Genomic DNA, 14,334 nt, shown 5'->3' on the forward strand with positions numbered 1-14,334 from the left:
GTGAGCTTCGACCGGCTCCGCCGCCCGTGACGAGAAAAAAAGAGGTTCCCATGAGCGTCGCCGAGAACTTGGTCGACACCGCAGCCCCCGCCAATTCCCCCACCACGGCGCTCCCGGTGACCACCGCCGCCGGCATCGAGGCGTGGCACGTCGAATCCCCCGTGGTGCCGATGATCGCCCTGGCCTTCACGTTCGAGGGCGGCGCCGCCCAGGACCCGGCCGGCAAGGCCGGCTGCGCCCAGATGCTGGCTCGGCTCCTCGACGAGGGCGCCGGCGACCTGACCTCCGACGCCTTTCAGGAGCGGCTGGCCGCCCGGGCGATCGAATTGTCCTTCCATGCCGGCCCCGACGCGATCGGCGGCTCGCTCAAGATGCTGGTCAAGCATGCCGACGAGGGCATCGCCCTCCTCGCCCTGGCGCTGGCCAAGCCGCGCCTCGACCCGGACGCGATCGAGCGCGTCCGCGGCCAGGTGATCGCCGGCCTGCGCTACCAGCAGAACGATCCGGGCGTGCTGGCCTCGCGCCGGTTCTTCAAGGAGGCGTTCGCCGGCCACCCCTATGCCCGGCCCTCCTCGGGCACGGTCGAGAGCGTGACCACGATCACCCGGGACGACCTCCTGGCCATGCATGCCCGCATCATCGGGCGTGGCCGGGTGAAGGTCGCGGCGGTGGGCGCCATCGGGGCCGAGCAGCTGGCCGAGGGCCTGAACCGCGCCTTCGGTTCCCTGCCCGAGGCCGGGGCGTTGAAGGCCGTGCCGCGCACCGAGGTGCAGGATCTCGGCCGGCGCATCGTCGTCGATCTCGACGTGCCGCAATCGGTGATCCGCTTCGGCATGGCCGGCGTGCCCTGGCGCGACCCGGACTTCATCCCGGCCTACGTGCTCAACCACATCCTGGGCGGCGGCGCCTTCACGTCGCGCCTGTTCCAGGAGGTGCGCGAGAAGCGCGGGCTGGCCTACTCGGTCGGGACCTCGCTGGTCAGCCACCGCTCCGCCGCGATGACCTGGGGCTACACCGCCACCAAGAACGAGCGCGTCGGCGAGGCCCTGTCGGTGATCGGCGACGAGATCGGCCGGCTGATCACGGACGGGCCGGACGACGACGAGCTGCAGAAGGCCAAGGACTACCTCACCGGCTCCTACGCGCTCGGCTTCGACACCTCGACCAAGATCGCCCACCAGCTGGTGCAGATCGCCTTCGAGGAGCTGGGCATGGACTACATCGCCCGCCGCAACGCCCTGGTCTCGGCCGTGACCCAGGTCGACATCCGCCGCGCCGCCGCCCGGACCTTTGCGGATGGCCGGATGCTGGTGGTCGCCGCCGGCCGGCCGGTCGGGCTCTGAGGGTCCGGGCCGCTTTTTTCCGGCGGCGATCGGGTGCAGAATGCGGTCATGACCGAGCTTCTGGATCGCGCGGTGCAGACCGCCCGCGCGCTGTCCCCCGAGGTGCAGGACGAGATCGCCCGCAGGGTGCTCGCCTATGCGGGCGGGGACGATACGGTGATCGCGCTGACACCGGACGAAGAGGCCGACCTGATCGAGGCGCAGGCTGAAAGGGCGCGCGGCGATTTCGCGACTGAGGCCGAGGTCGACGTCGTCCTGTCCAAATACCGCCGTTGAGGCTGCGGTTTCAAAGGCGCGCCCTGCAGCAGATCGACAGCGCCTCGCATTCCGGGTTGCTGTGCAGACTTATCCCTTGTCCCGAAGCCTACTGCCCCCGTACGCCCACTGCATTCCAGCCGTGTGCTCGCAACGCCGGCGGCCGAACCCTACCTGAGGCGCATCGGAGCGGGACCCCCACAAAACCATGCAGCTCACCGGCATCCATCACCTCACCGCGGTGACCGCCCGCGCGGCGGAGAACGTGGCGTTCTACACCGGCACGCTCGGCCTGCGGCTCGTGAAGAAGACCGTGAATCAGGACGACGTCTCGGCCTATCACCTGTTCTACGCGGACGGGCTGGCGAGCCCCGGCACCGACATCACCTTCTTCGACTGGCCGGCACCCCGGGAGCGGCGGGGGTCGAACAGCATCTCCCGCACCCATCTGCGCGTGCCGGGCGAGAGCGCGGTGGCATGGTGGCACGCACGCCTGCGCGAGGCGGGCACCGTGCTGGCCGAGCCCGCCCTGCGCGACGGCCGCCTCACCGTCGATTTCGAGGATCCCGAGGGCCAACGGCTCGCCCTGGTCGATGACGGCGGCACCGGCCCGGAGCATCCCTGGGACGCCTCCCCGGTTCCGGTGGCCTACCAGATCCGGGGCTTGGGCCCGATCCGCCTGTCCGTGCCGGATCCGGCCCGCACCGCCGCGGTGCTGACCGATCTGCTCGGCATGCGCCGGGTGCGCAGCTTCGAGACCGGCGACGGTCCGGTCGAGGTCTACGCCATGGGCCCCGGCGGCCCGGCTGCCGAGATTCAGCTCCTGGCCGATGCGTCCGCGCCGGCGCAGCAGGGCGCGGGCGCGGTCCATCACGTGGCCTTCCGCATCCCCGACGCGGATTACGAGGCCTGGGCCGACCGGCTGAAGGCCGCCCGGGTGCCGAGCAGCGGGCCGGTGGACCGCTACTACTTCCGCAGCCTGTATTTCCGCGAGCCCAACGGCATCCTGTTCGAGATCGCCACCGACGGTCCGGGCTTCACCGCCGACGAGCCCTTGGAGAGCTTGGGCGCGCGCCTCGCCCTGCCGCCGTTCCTGGAGCCGCGCCGGGCTGCCATCGAGGCGGGGCTGAAGCCGCTCCGGCCGGTGATCGCGGGTTAAAATATTCGAACGATTCCAGGCCATTCACTTCTTCGCCAGGTGTGATCCTGGCGCGCCTTGACGGGCGTGCTGCAACTGCGAAAGAAGCAGCCGATATGGGTATGACATCCGGATCCCGGCGCGCCGACGCGCGGGGTCCGACCCCGCGCCCGCGGGGCGGCGGCGATCCGCCGAACCTCATGCGCCCCGAATCGCCGGGGGCATGGGCCGAGCATTAGAGGATTCGAGGACTGATCCGTCGATGAGCAAGTTCTACGAGGAGCGCGTTCTGTCGGTGCATCACTGGACCGAGAACCTGTTCTCGTTCCGCACCACGCGGGACCCGGCGTTCCGCTTCCGCAACGGCGAGTTCACCATGATCGGCCTCGAGGTCGAGGGGCGGCCGCTGCTGCGCGCCTATTCGGTGGTCTCGGCCAATTACGAGGAGGAGCTGGAGTTCTTCTCGATCAAGGTCCAGGACGGCCCACTGACCTCCAAGCTCCAGCACCTCAAGGTCGGCGACCCGATCATCGTCGGCAAGAAGCCCACCGGCACCCTGGTGCTCGACAACCTGCTGCCCGGCCGCAACCTCTATCTGCTCGGCACCGGCACGGGGCTGGCCCCGTTCCTGTCGATCATCAAGGATCCGGAGAGCTACGAGCGGTTCGAGAAGGTGATCCTGGTCCATGGCTGCCGCCAGGTTCAGGAACTGGCCTACGGCGAGACCATCACCGAGACCCTGCCCAAGCACGAGTTCCTGGGCGACATGATCTCGAGCCAGCTGATCTACTACCCGACCGTGACCCGTGAGCCGTTCCGCAACCGCGGCCGGATCACCGACCTGATGGTCTCGGGCAAGCTGTTCGAGGATATCGGCCTGCCGGCCATGTCGGTTGAGAACGACCGCTTCATGCTCTGCGGCAGCCCCGACATGATCCGCGACACTCGCGAGCTGCTCAGCACCGGCGGCTACGAGGAAGGCAACCACGGCGAAGCCGGCCACTACGTGATCGAGAAAGCCTTCGTCGAGAAGTAGGTTTTTGGGGATTTTGCGTTCAGCCCGGTGCGGTCCGCCGCGCCGGGCTTTTTTGTGTCTTCGCAGCAGGGTTCATCTTCGCCCGTTCGTCATTGCGAGCGCAGCGAAGCAACCCAGGGATCCGCCACGTTCGGGAAACGCGCGCTGCGCTGGGTTGCTTCGCTGCGCTCGCAATGACGGTTCGGCACGAAAACGGGCCGCGGGACGGGATGCCGCTACCGCTCGCCCTGCGGCACCGCCGGCACGCCGTCCGCGAAGGGGCCGCCGCCGCCGGCGCTGAACAGCTTGCGCAGGAAGCCCGGGGCGATGGCCGAGAGCGGGTTCACGCTCACGTCCGGGGAAGCGAGCTTGCCGGAGACGCGGAAATTGACCGCGAACAGACCCTCGTTGTGCCCGCCGCCGAGCAGCGGCCCGAGCAGCGGCAATTGCGAGGCGACGTTGTTGAGCCCGTAGAGCGGCACGAAGGTGCCGTTCATGTCGGTGCGCTCCCGGCCGGTATCGAGCCAGCCCGACAGGGTGAAGCCCATGGCGGCGTTGGAGATCGCCGCGTCGCTGAAATCGACCCGGCTGCCGGTGCGCACGAAATTCGCCCGCATCCGGTCGAAGGTGACGTCGCCGGCCGCCCGGCCCGGAGCGATCCGGCGGCCGCGGGCCGAGTCGGTCTCGGCGGGTTCCGGCCCCTGCGCCATGATGCTCGACAGGGCCGGCTCGTTGCGGAGCGAGAAGTCGCGGATCTGCACGACGCCGGATTGCGGCCCGTCGTTGAGGCCGATCCCGGCATTGAGCCGGCCGCCATACATCCGCCGGTAGACGTCGACGAAGCGCAGGGTCGCGCCGGCATCGGCGGATTCGACCGCCAGGGTCGGCACGCCGCGCTCGCCCCGCGTGACGGTGGCGGCGAACGGCGCCGCCCGGAACCGGCCGGTGATGTTGGCGGCCCGCAGGGTTCGGCCGTGCAGTGACAGGCGCAGGTTGGCGTTGGTCAGCGCCTCGTCGTTGAAGCCCGCCACGATCGGCACCTGAATGTCGGCGTCGATATCCTTCGGGTTAGTCTCCTTCGCCTCCTTGCCGCCCTTGGCATCCGGCCCGCCGAGCGACTTGAGGAACGGCCGCGCATCGACCACCGCGCCGCGGACCACGATCTTGTAGCCGTTGCCGTTGCGGTCGAGGCTGACCCGCAGGTCGTCCCCCGGCGACAGCTTGAGGCTCGTCAGGTCGGCGCGCTCCAGGCCGCCCTCCGGGCTGATCGTGACGCTGCCCCGGGCGGCGGCCGGGGCGGCATCGAGGGCGAAGTCGCGCAGCTCGAGGCTCTGGCCGCTGTCGACCAGCGTGAAGCTGACGCGCCCCGGCTTGCCCGCCGGCTTGGTCAGCCCGGGCACCAGCCCGTCGATGCCGGCCTTGGCGAGATCCGCCTCCACCCGGATCGGCGGCTTGCCGGATCCCGCCCGGCCGATCGGCACCACGGCGCGGACCGGGATCGTGCCGGAGAGCTGCGGCGCCGTCGGCAGGCCCTTCTTGCCGCGCAACGCATCGTCGAGGGCGAGGTTGACCACCGCCTCGCCGGGCTGGCCGACCTTGGGCTGGCGCATGTCGACGGAGATGGGGGCCCCCGCGACCCGGCCGTCACCCTTCAGCGTGAAGGCGCCGCGGTCGTACAGCAGGGAGAACTTGCCCGAATCCAGGCGGTCCTTGCCCATCACCTTGTCGACCGAGAGGTCGGAGAGCGTCCCCGACAGGGTCACGGGCAGGTTCGGCAGGTCGGGCACGTGCTTGAGGTCGAGGGGGAAGTCGACCCGCAGGTCGGCGTTGCCCTTGATCGTGGCTGGGTCGAGATCGACGCTCATCAGGCTCTTGAACAGCTTCGCCTGGAGCACGGAGGCCATGCCGTCGGCACCCCCGGAGAGCCGCATGCCGATCTGCGCCACCACCCGGTCCGGGGTGATCTGCGGGATCACGAAGCTGCCGTCCGTGACCGTGAGCCCCCGGCCGTCCGGGCCGTGGACCTCGGCGGTGACGTTGCGCACCGTGGTCGAGCGCCCGGTGATGGTCCCGGAGACATTGCCCTTCACCACCGGCGGCGCGTCGGCAGTGACGTCCAGCGCCGCGTCCGAGACGCGGAAATCGATGTGCACGGCGTCGTCCGGGGCCGGCTCGCCCTTGGTCGCGGCGGCCAGCACCGTTCCGGACATCTTCACGCGGATATCGACGGCATCGATCCGGCCGCGGCGCAGCTGGTCCACCAGATAGGTCCGGGCCGGCGGCGCGATATGCTCCGGCCACAGGCGCAGCCCGGTCCGGACCTCGCCGTCATGGCCGAGGATGCGCAGGGTCAGGCCGCCCTCGTCGGCAGTGGTGCCGATCGTGCCGGTGATCACCCCCTGGACGCCCGGCGCCGTCACGTTGAGCGCATCGATGGCGATGCCGCCGTCGCGGCCGGTGAGCTGCGCGTCCAGCGCGTCGATCTTCACCGGCGCGTCCTGCGGGGTCGCCCCGCGCAACACAGCGTCGCGGCTCGCCAGCGTCGCGGTCCAGGCCGTGGCGGCGTCCTGCGGGCTGCCGTTCCAGGCGCCGGTCAGGTGGACCGCGTTGCCGGCCCCCCGGTAATCCAGGCCGGTCAGTTCCATGACCCGGCCGGCCTCGTCCCAGTTCAGGGTCGCGTCCAGGCTCTCGACCGTGACCGGGTTGAAGTCCTTCTCCTCGATCAGGAAGGTGCCGTCCCCGGTATGGACCTTGGCGCTCATGGTCTTGATCCGCCCGGCCGCCAGGCTGACATCGGCCCGGGCGGAGAGCTTGAGATCGGTGGTCAGCGGCAGGCTCGATTGGCCCGAGAGCAGCAGCAGGTCGGGCACCGGCAGGTCGTCGAGGGTGATCACGCCGGAGCGCGTCTGCCCCTCGCCGCCCTCGCGCAGGGAGCCGCCGAAACGCCACTCGCCATGGGGGCCGTCGAGCCGCAACTCAAAGTTGCGTGTCCCGTTGACCGGATCGCGTCCGAACAGCCCGTTGACCCGGGCGAACACCGCGCGCTCGCGGCCATCATCGTCGATCAGCCGCAGGCGCGCATCGGTGAGGCGGGCGCGGTCGAGGGCGCCGACGATGCCGCTGGAATCCAGCACCACGCCGAAGATCGACGCCACCGTTGCCGAGAGCGGCGAGACCTTGCCCCGGGCGTCGTCCACGCTCGGCAGCGTGTGCGGCTCGATATCGACCGGGTGATTGGCCTCGGAGGCCGCGAAGGCGATGGAGCCGTCCCGATGCACCAGGGCGGTGGTCTGGGTCTCGCGGAACTCGATCGAGCGCGGCTGCAGGTTGAGATGCAGGAGGCCCCAGGGATCGAGGCTGACCAGGGCCAGCGGCGCCCGGACCACGAGGTCACCCTGCGGATTGCGGATGTCGAGCCCGGAGAAGCGCAGGCTCAGGGCGTTCTCACGGTCGAGCTCGAGGCTGCTGCCGCGGATCCCGATGCTCCAGCCCGGCCCGATCCGCTCGGCCACCGCGGCCGCGACCCGGCGCGACAGGCCGTCGATCTGTAGCGGGCCGTTCGACAGGCGCAGCACCGCCAGGGCGATGCCGCCGCCGACGAGCAGCACCAGGGCGAGCGCGCCGACGAGGCAGAACCCGCCCCAACGCCGTGCCCTCCCCCGAGGCTTGCCTGCCAAGGTCGTCTCGTCCGCCATCGGGACCCTTGTTCCGGGGGCTTCGCACGCGGAACTCCGCGGCCGGTGGATCGAAGCGCGGCCGCGCTTTACAGCGGGCGTGACTCCGAGTTCTGGTCGGGCGGCGCGGCGCAACCTCATGGTGCTGCCGCGCACGGCGGGACTGCACACCATCAATCGGCCGAAAGGAAGGCACGATGCCATTGTCAGAGGGCGATCCGGCCCCCGATTTCGATCTTCCTGCCTCCGGCGGAGGCAGGATCGCGCTGTCGACGCTCAAGGGTCACAAGATCGTGCTCTACTTTTATCCGAAGGACGACACGAGCGGCTGCACCCTTGAGGCGCAGGACTTCAATGGCCTGCTGCCGGCCTTCGCCGAGACCGATGCGAAGGTGATCGGCCTGTCGCCGGACCCGGTGAAGAGCCACGACAAGTTCTGCGGCAAGTACGGCCTCGCCTTCCCCCTCGCCTCCGACGAGGACAAGGGCGTGCTGGAAGCCTACGGGGTCTGGGTCGAGAAGAGCATGTACGGGCGCAAGTACATGGGCGTGGAGCGCACCACCGTGCTGGTCGACCGGGAGGGGCGCATCGCGAAGATCTGGCCGAAGGTGAAGGTGCCCGGCCACGCCGAGGCCGTGCTGGAGGCCGCCCGGGCGCTGCCCTGACCGGGCGGAAGCGCGTGGCGCGACGGATCCTTAACCCTAATCGGGTCTGAATGGCGGCTCCCACGGGGCCGTCTTGATGCATCGCCCGCCGCTACCAAAAATCCTCGCCGCCGGGCTCGCCCTCGCCCTGATCTGGGCGCTCGGCGCCTCCTACCTGATCGTGTTCCATGACGACGTGCTCGCCGGCTTCGTCGCTCGGCAGGGGGCGATGCGGGACGCCTACGAGGCGCGGCTCGCCGAGCTGCAGGACCGGCTCGACCGGGCGGGCCGCGACCGGGCCGGCACCGAATCGCGCCTGGCCGAGCGGGTCGCGGCGGCCCTGGAGCGTCAGGCCGAGCTGGAGCGGCGCCAGGCGGCCCTGGCCGGCCTCGGCGCCCCGACCAACGATCCGCTCACCACCGGCGCACTGCAGCGCCCGGACGAGACCGAGGACGGGTTCGGCCTGCGCCCGGCCGAGGCGGGCGCCCCGCACCGGTTCCCCGCCCTCCCCCGCCGGAGCGCCATCGAGGCCGAGACCGGCCTGATCCGCCTGGAGGCGCGCCTCGACGGCCTGCGGGCCGCCCAGGGCGAGCGCCTCGCCCGGGTGGTCGAGCGGGCCGGCGACACGGTCCGGCGCTTGCGCGGGCTGATCGGCCGCACCGGCCTCGACCCCGATCGCCTCGACCCCGCAACCGCCGGCACCGGCGGCCCGCTGGTCCCCCTCGATGCCCGCGCCCTGGACGGGACCGGCTTCGCCAACAGCTTCGAGAGCGGCGTGGATCTCGCCCGCCGCACGCTCGGCGACGGCGAGCGCCTGCACCGGCTCGCCGCCGCGCTGCCTTTGGCCCGGCCGACAAGCGGCGAGCCTGTCGTGTCGAGCCCGTTCGGCACCCGGCTCGACCCGTTCACCCGGGGGCTGGCGCTCCATACCGGCCTCGACCTCAAGGCCGAGGCCGGCGAGCCCGCCCGCGCTACCGCGCCCGGCCGGGTCAGCGCCGCGGACTATGCCGGCGGCTACGGCAACATGGTCGAGATCGACCACGGCCACGGCGTGGTCACCCGATTCGGCCACCTCGCCCGCATTCTCGTCCGCCCGGGCCAGCGCGTCGCCGCGGGGGACGTGATCGGCGCTGTCGGCTCCACCGGGCGCTCCACCGGAGCGCACCTGCATTACGAGACCCGGATCGACGGCGAGCCGGTCGATCCGCAGCGCTTCCTCGAAGCCGGCGGCGACCTCGCGGCGGCGCTCGCAACCGACTGAGTTGGTGCCGGACTTTTTCGGCCCGTGATATCGTCGTGCGTCCGATCGGAGGCCGCGATGCAGGCTGGGCGCATGAGCGTCGCCGAGTACCGGCGCTGGGTCGAGCCGCGTCCGGACGAGGAACGCTGGGAATTGCTCGACGGGGAGCCGGTGCTGATGGCGCCGCCGAGCGCGCCACCAGCGCATTGTCCTCAATATCTTGCGGCACCTCGACACATTGGCCGAGAGGCGCGGTTGCGGCGCGTATCCGGGCCTCGCGATCCTCAGCGACGCGATGGACGATTACGCGCCCTACCCGGATGTGGTGGTCCATTGCGGGTCGATGCCGCCCAGCGGCTACATCGACGACCCACTGGTGATCGCCGAGGTGCTCTCGCCGGGCACCATGACCAACGACCGGGGCCGCAAGCTCGCTTTCTACGCCACCGTCCCGAGCCTTCAGACCCTGCTGATTGTCTATTCTGACGAGGCCCGGATCGAGGTCTGGCGCCGGGATGCCGGCTGGACGAAGCGGGTCGCCGGGCCGGGCGAATCCATTGCCCTGCCGGAACTCGGCGGTGCTCTGCCGGTGGGTGAGGCCTACGCCCGGGTGGCCTTCTGAACCGGTGCTGTTGCGGGCGCCATTGCGGGTGCTACCATCGCATCGGGATCGGAGGGCGGCGATGGCTGTGGCCGCGCGGCGCGACACGCGCATGGGATGTGCCGAGTTCAAGCGATGGGCGGAGGGCCGCCCGGATGCGGAGCGCTGGGAACTCCTCGACGGTGAGCCCGTGCTCATGTCGCCGCCGCGGGAGCGGCATCAGGCGATCGTCGCCAATCTGATCCGCCGGATCGGTGACCTCGCGGATGGAAAAGGCTGTCGTGCCATGCCGGGCCTCGGGATCGTCAGCCCCGCGCAGGACGATTTCGTGCCGATCCCCGACGTGGTGGTGCGCTGCGGGCCGCCGCTGCCGGACGGCTATGCCGAGGATCCGCTGCTGGTCGCCGAGGTGCTGTCGCCCTCGACCATGAGCCTCGACCGGGGCCGTAAGATCGACTTCTACCGCACGGTGCCGAGCCTCAAGGTCCTGCTGATCGTCTATTCCGACGAGGTCCGCGTTGAGCTGTGGCGCCGGGAGGCCGAGGACTGGGGCGTCCAGGCGCTCGGCCTCGACGGCAGCCTTGCGCTGCCGGAACTCGACGGCACCGTGCCGGTGCGCGACATCTACCGCGGTCTCGCCATCTGAGGCCCCGCACCCGACCGCAACGCGCCGGTTCGTCCGGCCCAGCAGAGCTTCAAGGCACCGACTTGCCCCACTTCGAAGATTTCTACGCGGCCAAGCTGCGCGGCGCCCTCGGCGTGACGGACGCGGAATCCGTGCTCGACCTGCGCGGCGCCAACCGGGCGACCGCGGAGGCGTCCCTCAAGGACATGCTGGAGCGCAGCCGCTTCGCCAAGGGCAAGACCGTGGCGATCCGCCTGGACCCGCCCCCGGAGGGCGGCGGCGAGACCCTGTTCCAGCCGGCGGGCCGCCTGCTCCTCGACGCGAAGCGCCGCGGCCTGATCGAGCGCCTGCATACCCTGCCGGCCCAGGACGGCCTCGGCTTCTACGTCGCCCTGGCCGGCCGCGCGGAGCGGACGCCCATGTGATCTGAGGCGTCGAAGCACAGAGCCGGCAACGGATCGGGTCCGGGCGTCCCGGCGTTGATCGGTCCCACCCCACCGGATGCCGCTCGTGTTGAACCTAGAACTCCGCCCCGCCCGGTGCTGCGCATGAACCCCCTCCCCGGTGGGCGCAACACCATCGAGCGCATCGCCCGCCTCGGCTACGGCGCCCGCGGGATCGTCTACATCGTGGTCGGCGCCCTGGCGCTGCTCGCCGCCATCGGCCAGGGCGGCCGGGCCGGCGACAGCAAGGACGCCCTGCGCGCCGTCCTGGGTGGCCCGTTCGGCGCGGTCCTGGTCGGGCTGATCGCTCTGGGTCTCGCCGGCTTCGCGCTCTGGCGCCTGGTGGAAGGCGTCACCGATGCCGACCGGCGCGGCACCTCGGCCAAGGGGCTGACCGTGCGCGGCGCCCACCTGATCAGCGCCGCGATCTATTTCGGCCTCGCCGTCAGCGCGGCCTCACTCAGCCTCGGTCTCGGCATGAGCGGCGGCGACGGCGTGCATGACGGCACCGCTTGGCTCCTGGCAAAACCCTTCGGCCGCTGGCTCGTGGCGCTCGGCGGCCTTGGGGTGATCGGCGGCGGCTTCGGCTTCCTCGGCAAGGCCTGGCGGGGCGACGTGACCGACCGGTTGTCCCTCGACGCTCAGGCCCGCGACCGCTGGGCCGGCCCGGTCGGCCGCTTCGGTTACGCGGCCCGGGGCATCGCCTTCCTGATCATTGGCGGCTTCCTGGTGGCGGCGGCCTGGCACCAGCGCTCGTCGGAGGCGAAGGGGCTGACCGAGGCCTTCGCGCTGCTGCGCGCCCAGCCCTATGGCTGGATTCTGCTCGCCCTGGTCGCGGCCGGCCACGCCGCCTTCGGAGCCTTCGGACTGATCCAGGCCCGCTACCGGCACATCGACGCCCCCGACATCGACCGGGTCGACGACGCGGCCGGAGCGGCCGTCCGGGCGCTCACCTGAAAGATAAGTCTTTGTAAATCGTCGCCCATGCCCCATGTAGAGTTCACCCTCCGCGCAATACCGTGCCCTGGGCGACGACGCGGAGACGATTATGGCCAGGACTCTGATTACGGGTAAGGCGCAGACCGTAACGACCGAAGACTTCAACGAGCGCGTCAAGACCTTGCTCGTCGATAAGGTCTACCCGCTCAAGGGCCGGACCTACCAGAAGAACTTCAAGACCGGGTTCTCCGGCGCGATCGTCAAGTAGGACGATCCACCGGCTGGGCGCCCCCCGCGGCGTCCGGCCCCGCGTTGACAGGGCGGATGCCGCGGCGGATACCGCGCGGCACCCCATCCGGCCCCCGATGCAGCAGCGCTTCTACAAGATCGCGGTGATGGTGGCCCACGACCTCGCGGCGACCGCCGCCGCCGTGGTGCTCACCTTCCTGTTCCGCTTCCAGGGCGGCATGCTGGACGAGCGCCTGCACGCCCTGCCGCTGCTGCTGCCGCCGTTCCTGCTCTTCGCCGGCCTTGTCTACGGCCGATTCCGGCTGTACCGGACCAAGTGGCGCTTCGCCTCGCTGCAGGATCTCGCCGGGATCGTCCGGGCGTCGAGCGTCCTGGCGCTCGCCCTGCTGGTGACCGACTGGGTCCTGGTCTCGGCCGACCTCTACGGCTTCTACTTCTTCGGCAAGATCGCGATTTTTCTGTACTGGGTCCTGCAGATCTTTCTGCTCGGGGGCGCACGCCTCGCGTTCCGGTACCTGAAGGACACCCGCTCCCGGCAATCGAGCGCCCGGGCGGCCACCGTGCCGACGCTGCTGCTCGGGCGCGGCGGCGATCTCGACGTTCTGATCCGCGCCATCGAGACCGGCTCCGTCCGGAAGCTCGCGCCCCGCGGGATCCTGTCGCCCCGGGCGGACGAGACCGGGCAGTTCATGCGCGGCGTGCCCGTGCTCGGCGGCTTCCGGGATCTCGAACGGGTGGTGGCGGAGCTGGCCGCAGGCGGCGAGCCGGTGCGGCGGCTGGTGGCCGCCCCCAGCGCCCTGGTGCCGGAGGCCGCCCCCGACGACCTCATTGCCCGCGCCCGTCGGCTGGGCCTGCCGCTGGCCCGGGTGGTCGGGCTCGGCGAGGGCGCGCAAGGCCCCGAGCTGGCGCCCCTCGAGATCGAGGACCTGCTCCTGCGCCCCACCGTGGCGATCGACCGGCCGCGCCTGGAAGCGTTCCTGACCGGCCGCCGGGTGGTGGTGACGGGGGGCGGCGGCTCGATCGGCTCGGAGATCTGCCTGCGGGCCGTGGCCTTCGGGGCCGCTGCGGTGCTGGTGCTCGAATCCTCGGAGCCGGCCCTGCACGGCATCCTCAGCCACCCGGCGATCCTGTCCGCGGAGGCCGCGGTCACCGGCGTGCTCGCCGATATCCGCGACCGGGAGCGGACCCACCAGGTCATTGCGGCGTTCCGGCCCGATTGCGTGGTCCACGCCGCCGCGCTCAAGCAGGTGCCCTACCTGGAGCGCGACTGGCAGGAGGGCATCAAGACCAACGTGTTCGGCTCGATCAACGTCGCCGAGGCCGCGGTGGCGGCGGGCGCCCGGGCCCTCGTGATGGTTTCCACCGACAAGGCGATCGAGCCGGTCTCGCAGCTCGGCGTCACCAAGCGCTTCGCCGAGATGGTCGCGCAGGCGCTGGACGCCGAGCAATCCGCCAGGCCGGACCATCCGATCCGGCTGATCGCGGTGCGCTTCGGCAACGTGCTCGGCTCGGTCGGCTCGGTGGTGCCGGTGTTCAAGGCGCAGATCGCCCGGGGCGGCCCGGTCACGGTCACCCATCCCGACATGGTGCGCTACTTCATGACCGTGCGCGAGGCCTGCGACCTCGTGCTGACCGCGGCCTCCCACGCCGATGGCGAGGGCCGCGCCACCCCGGAGGCGGAGCGCGCCGCGGTCTACGTGCTCAAGATGGGCCAGCCGGTGCGGATCGCCGAACTCGCCGAGCGGATGATCCGGCTGGCCGGGTTCGAGCCGGGGTCCGAGATCGAGATCGCCTATACCGGCGCCCGGCCCGGCGAGCGACTCAACGAGATCCTGTTCGCCCGGGAGGAGCCCCGGGTCACCCTGCCAGGCATCGACGGGGTGATGGCCGCCCGCCCGGTCTTCGCCGACCGCGCCCGTCTCGACGCCTGGGTGGCCGAGCTGCGGGCGGCCGTCGCGGCGGGCGACCGGGCGGCCGCGGAAGCGGTGTTCGAGGCGGCGGTGCCGCATTTCCGCGAGCGCCATGCGCAACGGCCGGCCGGGCGGGAACCGGCCTCCTCTGCCGGGGCGACGGTCGAGGCTGAGCCACCGGTTGGTGCGGCGTCTGCCGTGATCGGGTGATGCGTTCGGCTCCCCGGGTCGACCTCGTGTTTCGTCCCACCCAATCCC

12 protein-coding genes and 1 pseudogene are annotated in these 14,334 nt (G+C 71.1%); 12 read left to right on the forward strand and 1 reads right to left on the reverse strand.

The features are described from left to right. Positions 1–50 precede the first annotated feature (50 nt). The 4 genes from BM228_RS02560 to BM228_RS02575 all read left to right on the forward strand — a co-directional run bounded on the left by BM228_RS02560 (position 51) and on the right by BM228_RS02575 (position 3,772). Positions 51–1,343: a M16 family metallopeptidase gene (locus tag BM228_RS02560; RefSeq protein WP_092036917.1), complete on the forward strand. Its 1,293-nt coding sequence runs from the start codon at positions 51–53 to the stop codon at positions 1,341–1,343. Between the two features lie 48 nt (positions 1,344–1,391). Next, on the forward strand, positions 1,392–1,619 hold the full coding sequence (locus BM228_RS02565; RefSeq protein ID WP_092036919.1) for a hypothetical protein: 228 nt from the start codon (positions 1,392–1,394) through the stop codon (positions 1,617–1,619). Between the two features lie 187 nt (positions 1,620–1,806). Further along, positions 1,807–2,757, forward strand: a complete 951-nt coding sequence (locus BM228_RS02570) for a ring-cleaving dioxygenase (protein ID WP_092036921.1) — start codon at positions 1,807–1,809, stop codon at positions 2,755–2,757. 241 nt (positions 2,758–2,998) lie between these two features. Beyond that, positions 2,999–3,772, forward strand: coding sequence for a ferredoxin--NADP reductase (locus BM228_RS02575; protein WP_092036923.1), 774 nt, complete (start codon positions 2,999–3,001; stop codon positions 3,770–3,772). A gap of 215 nt (positions 3,773–3,987) precedes the next feature. On the opposite strand, the gene BM228_RS02580 is transcribed toward BM228_RS02575, so the two are convergent. After that, positions 3,988–7,446, reverse strand: coding sequence for a YhdP family protein (locus BM228_RS02580; RefSeq protein ID WP_092036925.1), 3,459 nt, complete (start codon positions 7,444–7,446; stop codon positions 3,988–3,990). A gap of 176 nt (positions 7,447–7,622) precedes the next feature. On the opposite strand from BM228_RS02580, the gene BM228_RS02585 reads away from it, so the two are divergent. From BM228_RS02585 to BM228_RS02615, 8 genes and pseudogenes are all read left to right on the forward strand, one after another. Next, a complete protein-coding gene (locus BM228_RS02585) occupies positions 7,623–8,090 on the forward strand; it encodes a peroxiredoxin (protein ID WP_092036927.1) in 468 nt (155 codons plus the stop codon). Between the two features lie 76 nt (positions 8,091–8,166). Next, positions 8,167–9,330, forward strand: a complete 1,164-nt coding sequence (locus tag BM228_RS02590; RefSeq protein WP_092036929.1) for a M23 family metallopeptidase — start codon at positions 8,167–8,169, stop codon at positions 9,328–9,330. A gap of 57 nt (positions 9,331–9,387) precedes the next feature. After that, positions 9,388–9,931: pseudogene (locus tag BM228_RS02595) on the forward strand (Uma2 family endonuclease). A gap of 61 nt (positions 9,932–9,992) precedes the next feature. Further along, positions 9,993–10,556 (forward strand): Uma2 family endonuclease, encoded by a 564-nt coding sequence (locus BM228_RS02600; RefSeq protein ID WP_092036931.1) that lies wholly within the window; start codon positions 9,993–9,995, stop codon positions 10,554–10,556. Between the two features lie 62 nt (positions 10,557–10,618). Beyond that, positions 10,619–10,960, forward strand: a complete 342-nt coding sequence (locus BM228_RS02605; protein WP_092036933.1) for a hypothetical protein — start codon at positions 10,619–10,621, stop codon at positions 10,958–10,960. 123 nt (positions 10,961–11,083) lie between these two features. Further along, positions 11,084–11,935 (forward strand): DUF1206 domain-containing protein, encoded by an 852-nt coding sequence (locus BM228_RS02610; RefSeq protein ID WP_092036934.1) that lies wholly within the window; start codon positions 11,084–11,086, stop codon positions 11,933–11,935. A gap of 91 nt (positions 11,936–12,026) precedes the next feature. Beyond that, positions 12,027–12,185, forward strand: a complete 159-nt coding sequence (locus BM228_RS34460; RefSeq protein WP_167367636.1) for a hypothetical protein — start codon at positions 12,027–12,029, stop codon at positions 12,183–12,185. Positions 12,186–12,282: 97 nt separating this feature from the next. Further along, a complete protein-coding gene (locus BM228_RS02615) occupies positions 12,283–14,286 on the forward strand; it encodes an SDR family NAD(P)-dependent oxidoreductase (protein WP_092036936.1) in 2,004 nt (667 codons plus the stop codon). Positions 14,287–14,334: the final 48 nt, after the last annotated feature.

Source organism: Methylobacterium pseudosasicola, from assembly GCF_900114535.1.
Taxonomy (GTDB): Bacteria; Pseudomonadota; Alphaproteobacteria; order Rhizobiales; family Beijerinckiaceae; genus Methylobacterium; species Methylobacterium pseudosasicola.

Bases quoted from the DNA above. Each gene is read 5' to 3' on its own strand.
- BM228_RS02560 (WP_092036917.1), top strand. From the start codon at position 51: ATGAGCGTCGCCGAGAACTTGGTCGACACCGCAGCCCCCGCCAATTCC.
- BM228_RS02615 (WP_092036936.1), top strand. From the start codon at position 12,283: ATGCAGCAGCGCTTCTACAAGATCGCGGTGATGGTGGCCCACGACCTC.
- BM228_RS02580 (WP_092036925.1), bottom strand. From the start codon at position 7,446: ATGGCGGACGAGACGACCTTGGCAGGCAAGCCTCGGGGGAGGGCACGG.
- BM228_RS02565 (WP_092036919.1), top strand. From the start codon at position 1,392: ATGACCGAGCTTCTGGATCGCGCGGTGCAGACCGCCCGCGCGCTGTCC.
- BM228_RS02600 (WP_092036931.1), top strand. From the start codon at position 9,993: ATGGCTGTGGCCGCGCGGCGCGACACGCGCATGGGATGTGCCGAGTTC.
- BM228_RS02610 (WP_092036934.1), top strand. From the start codon at position 11,084: ATGAACCCCCTCCCCGGTGGGCGCAACACCATCGAGCGCATCGCCCGC.
- BM228_RS34460 (WP_167367636.1), top strand. From the start codon at position 12,027: ATGGCCAGGACTCTGATTACGGGTAAGGCGCAGACCGTAACGACCGAA.
- BM228_RS02585 (WP_092036927.1), top strand. From the start codon at position 7,623: ATGCCATTGTCAGAGGGCGATCCGGCCCCCGATTTCGATCTTCCTGCC.
- BM228_RS02575 (WP_092036923.1), top strand. From the start codon at position 2,999: ATGAGCAAGTTCTACGAGGAGCGCGTTCTGTCGGTGCATCACTGGACC.
- BM228_RS02590 (WP_092036929.1), top strand. From the start codon at position 8,167: ATGCATCGCCCGCCGCTACCAAAAATCCTCGCCGCCGGGCTCGCCCTC.
- BM228_RS02570 (WP_092036921.1), top strand. From the start codon at position 1,807: ATGCAGCTCACCGGCATCCATCACCTCACCGCGGTGACCGCCCGCGCG.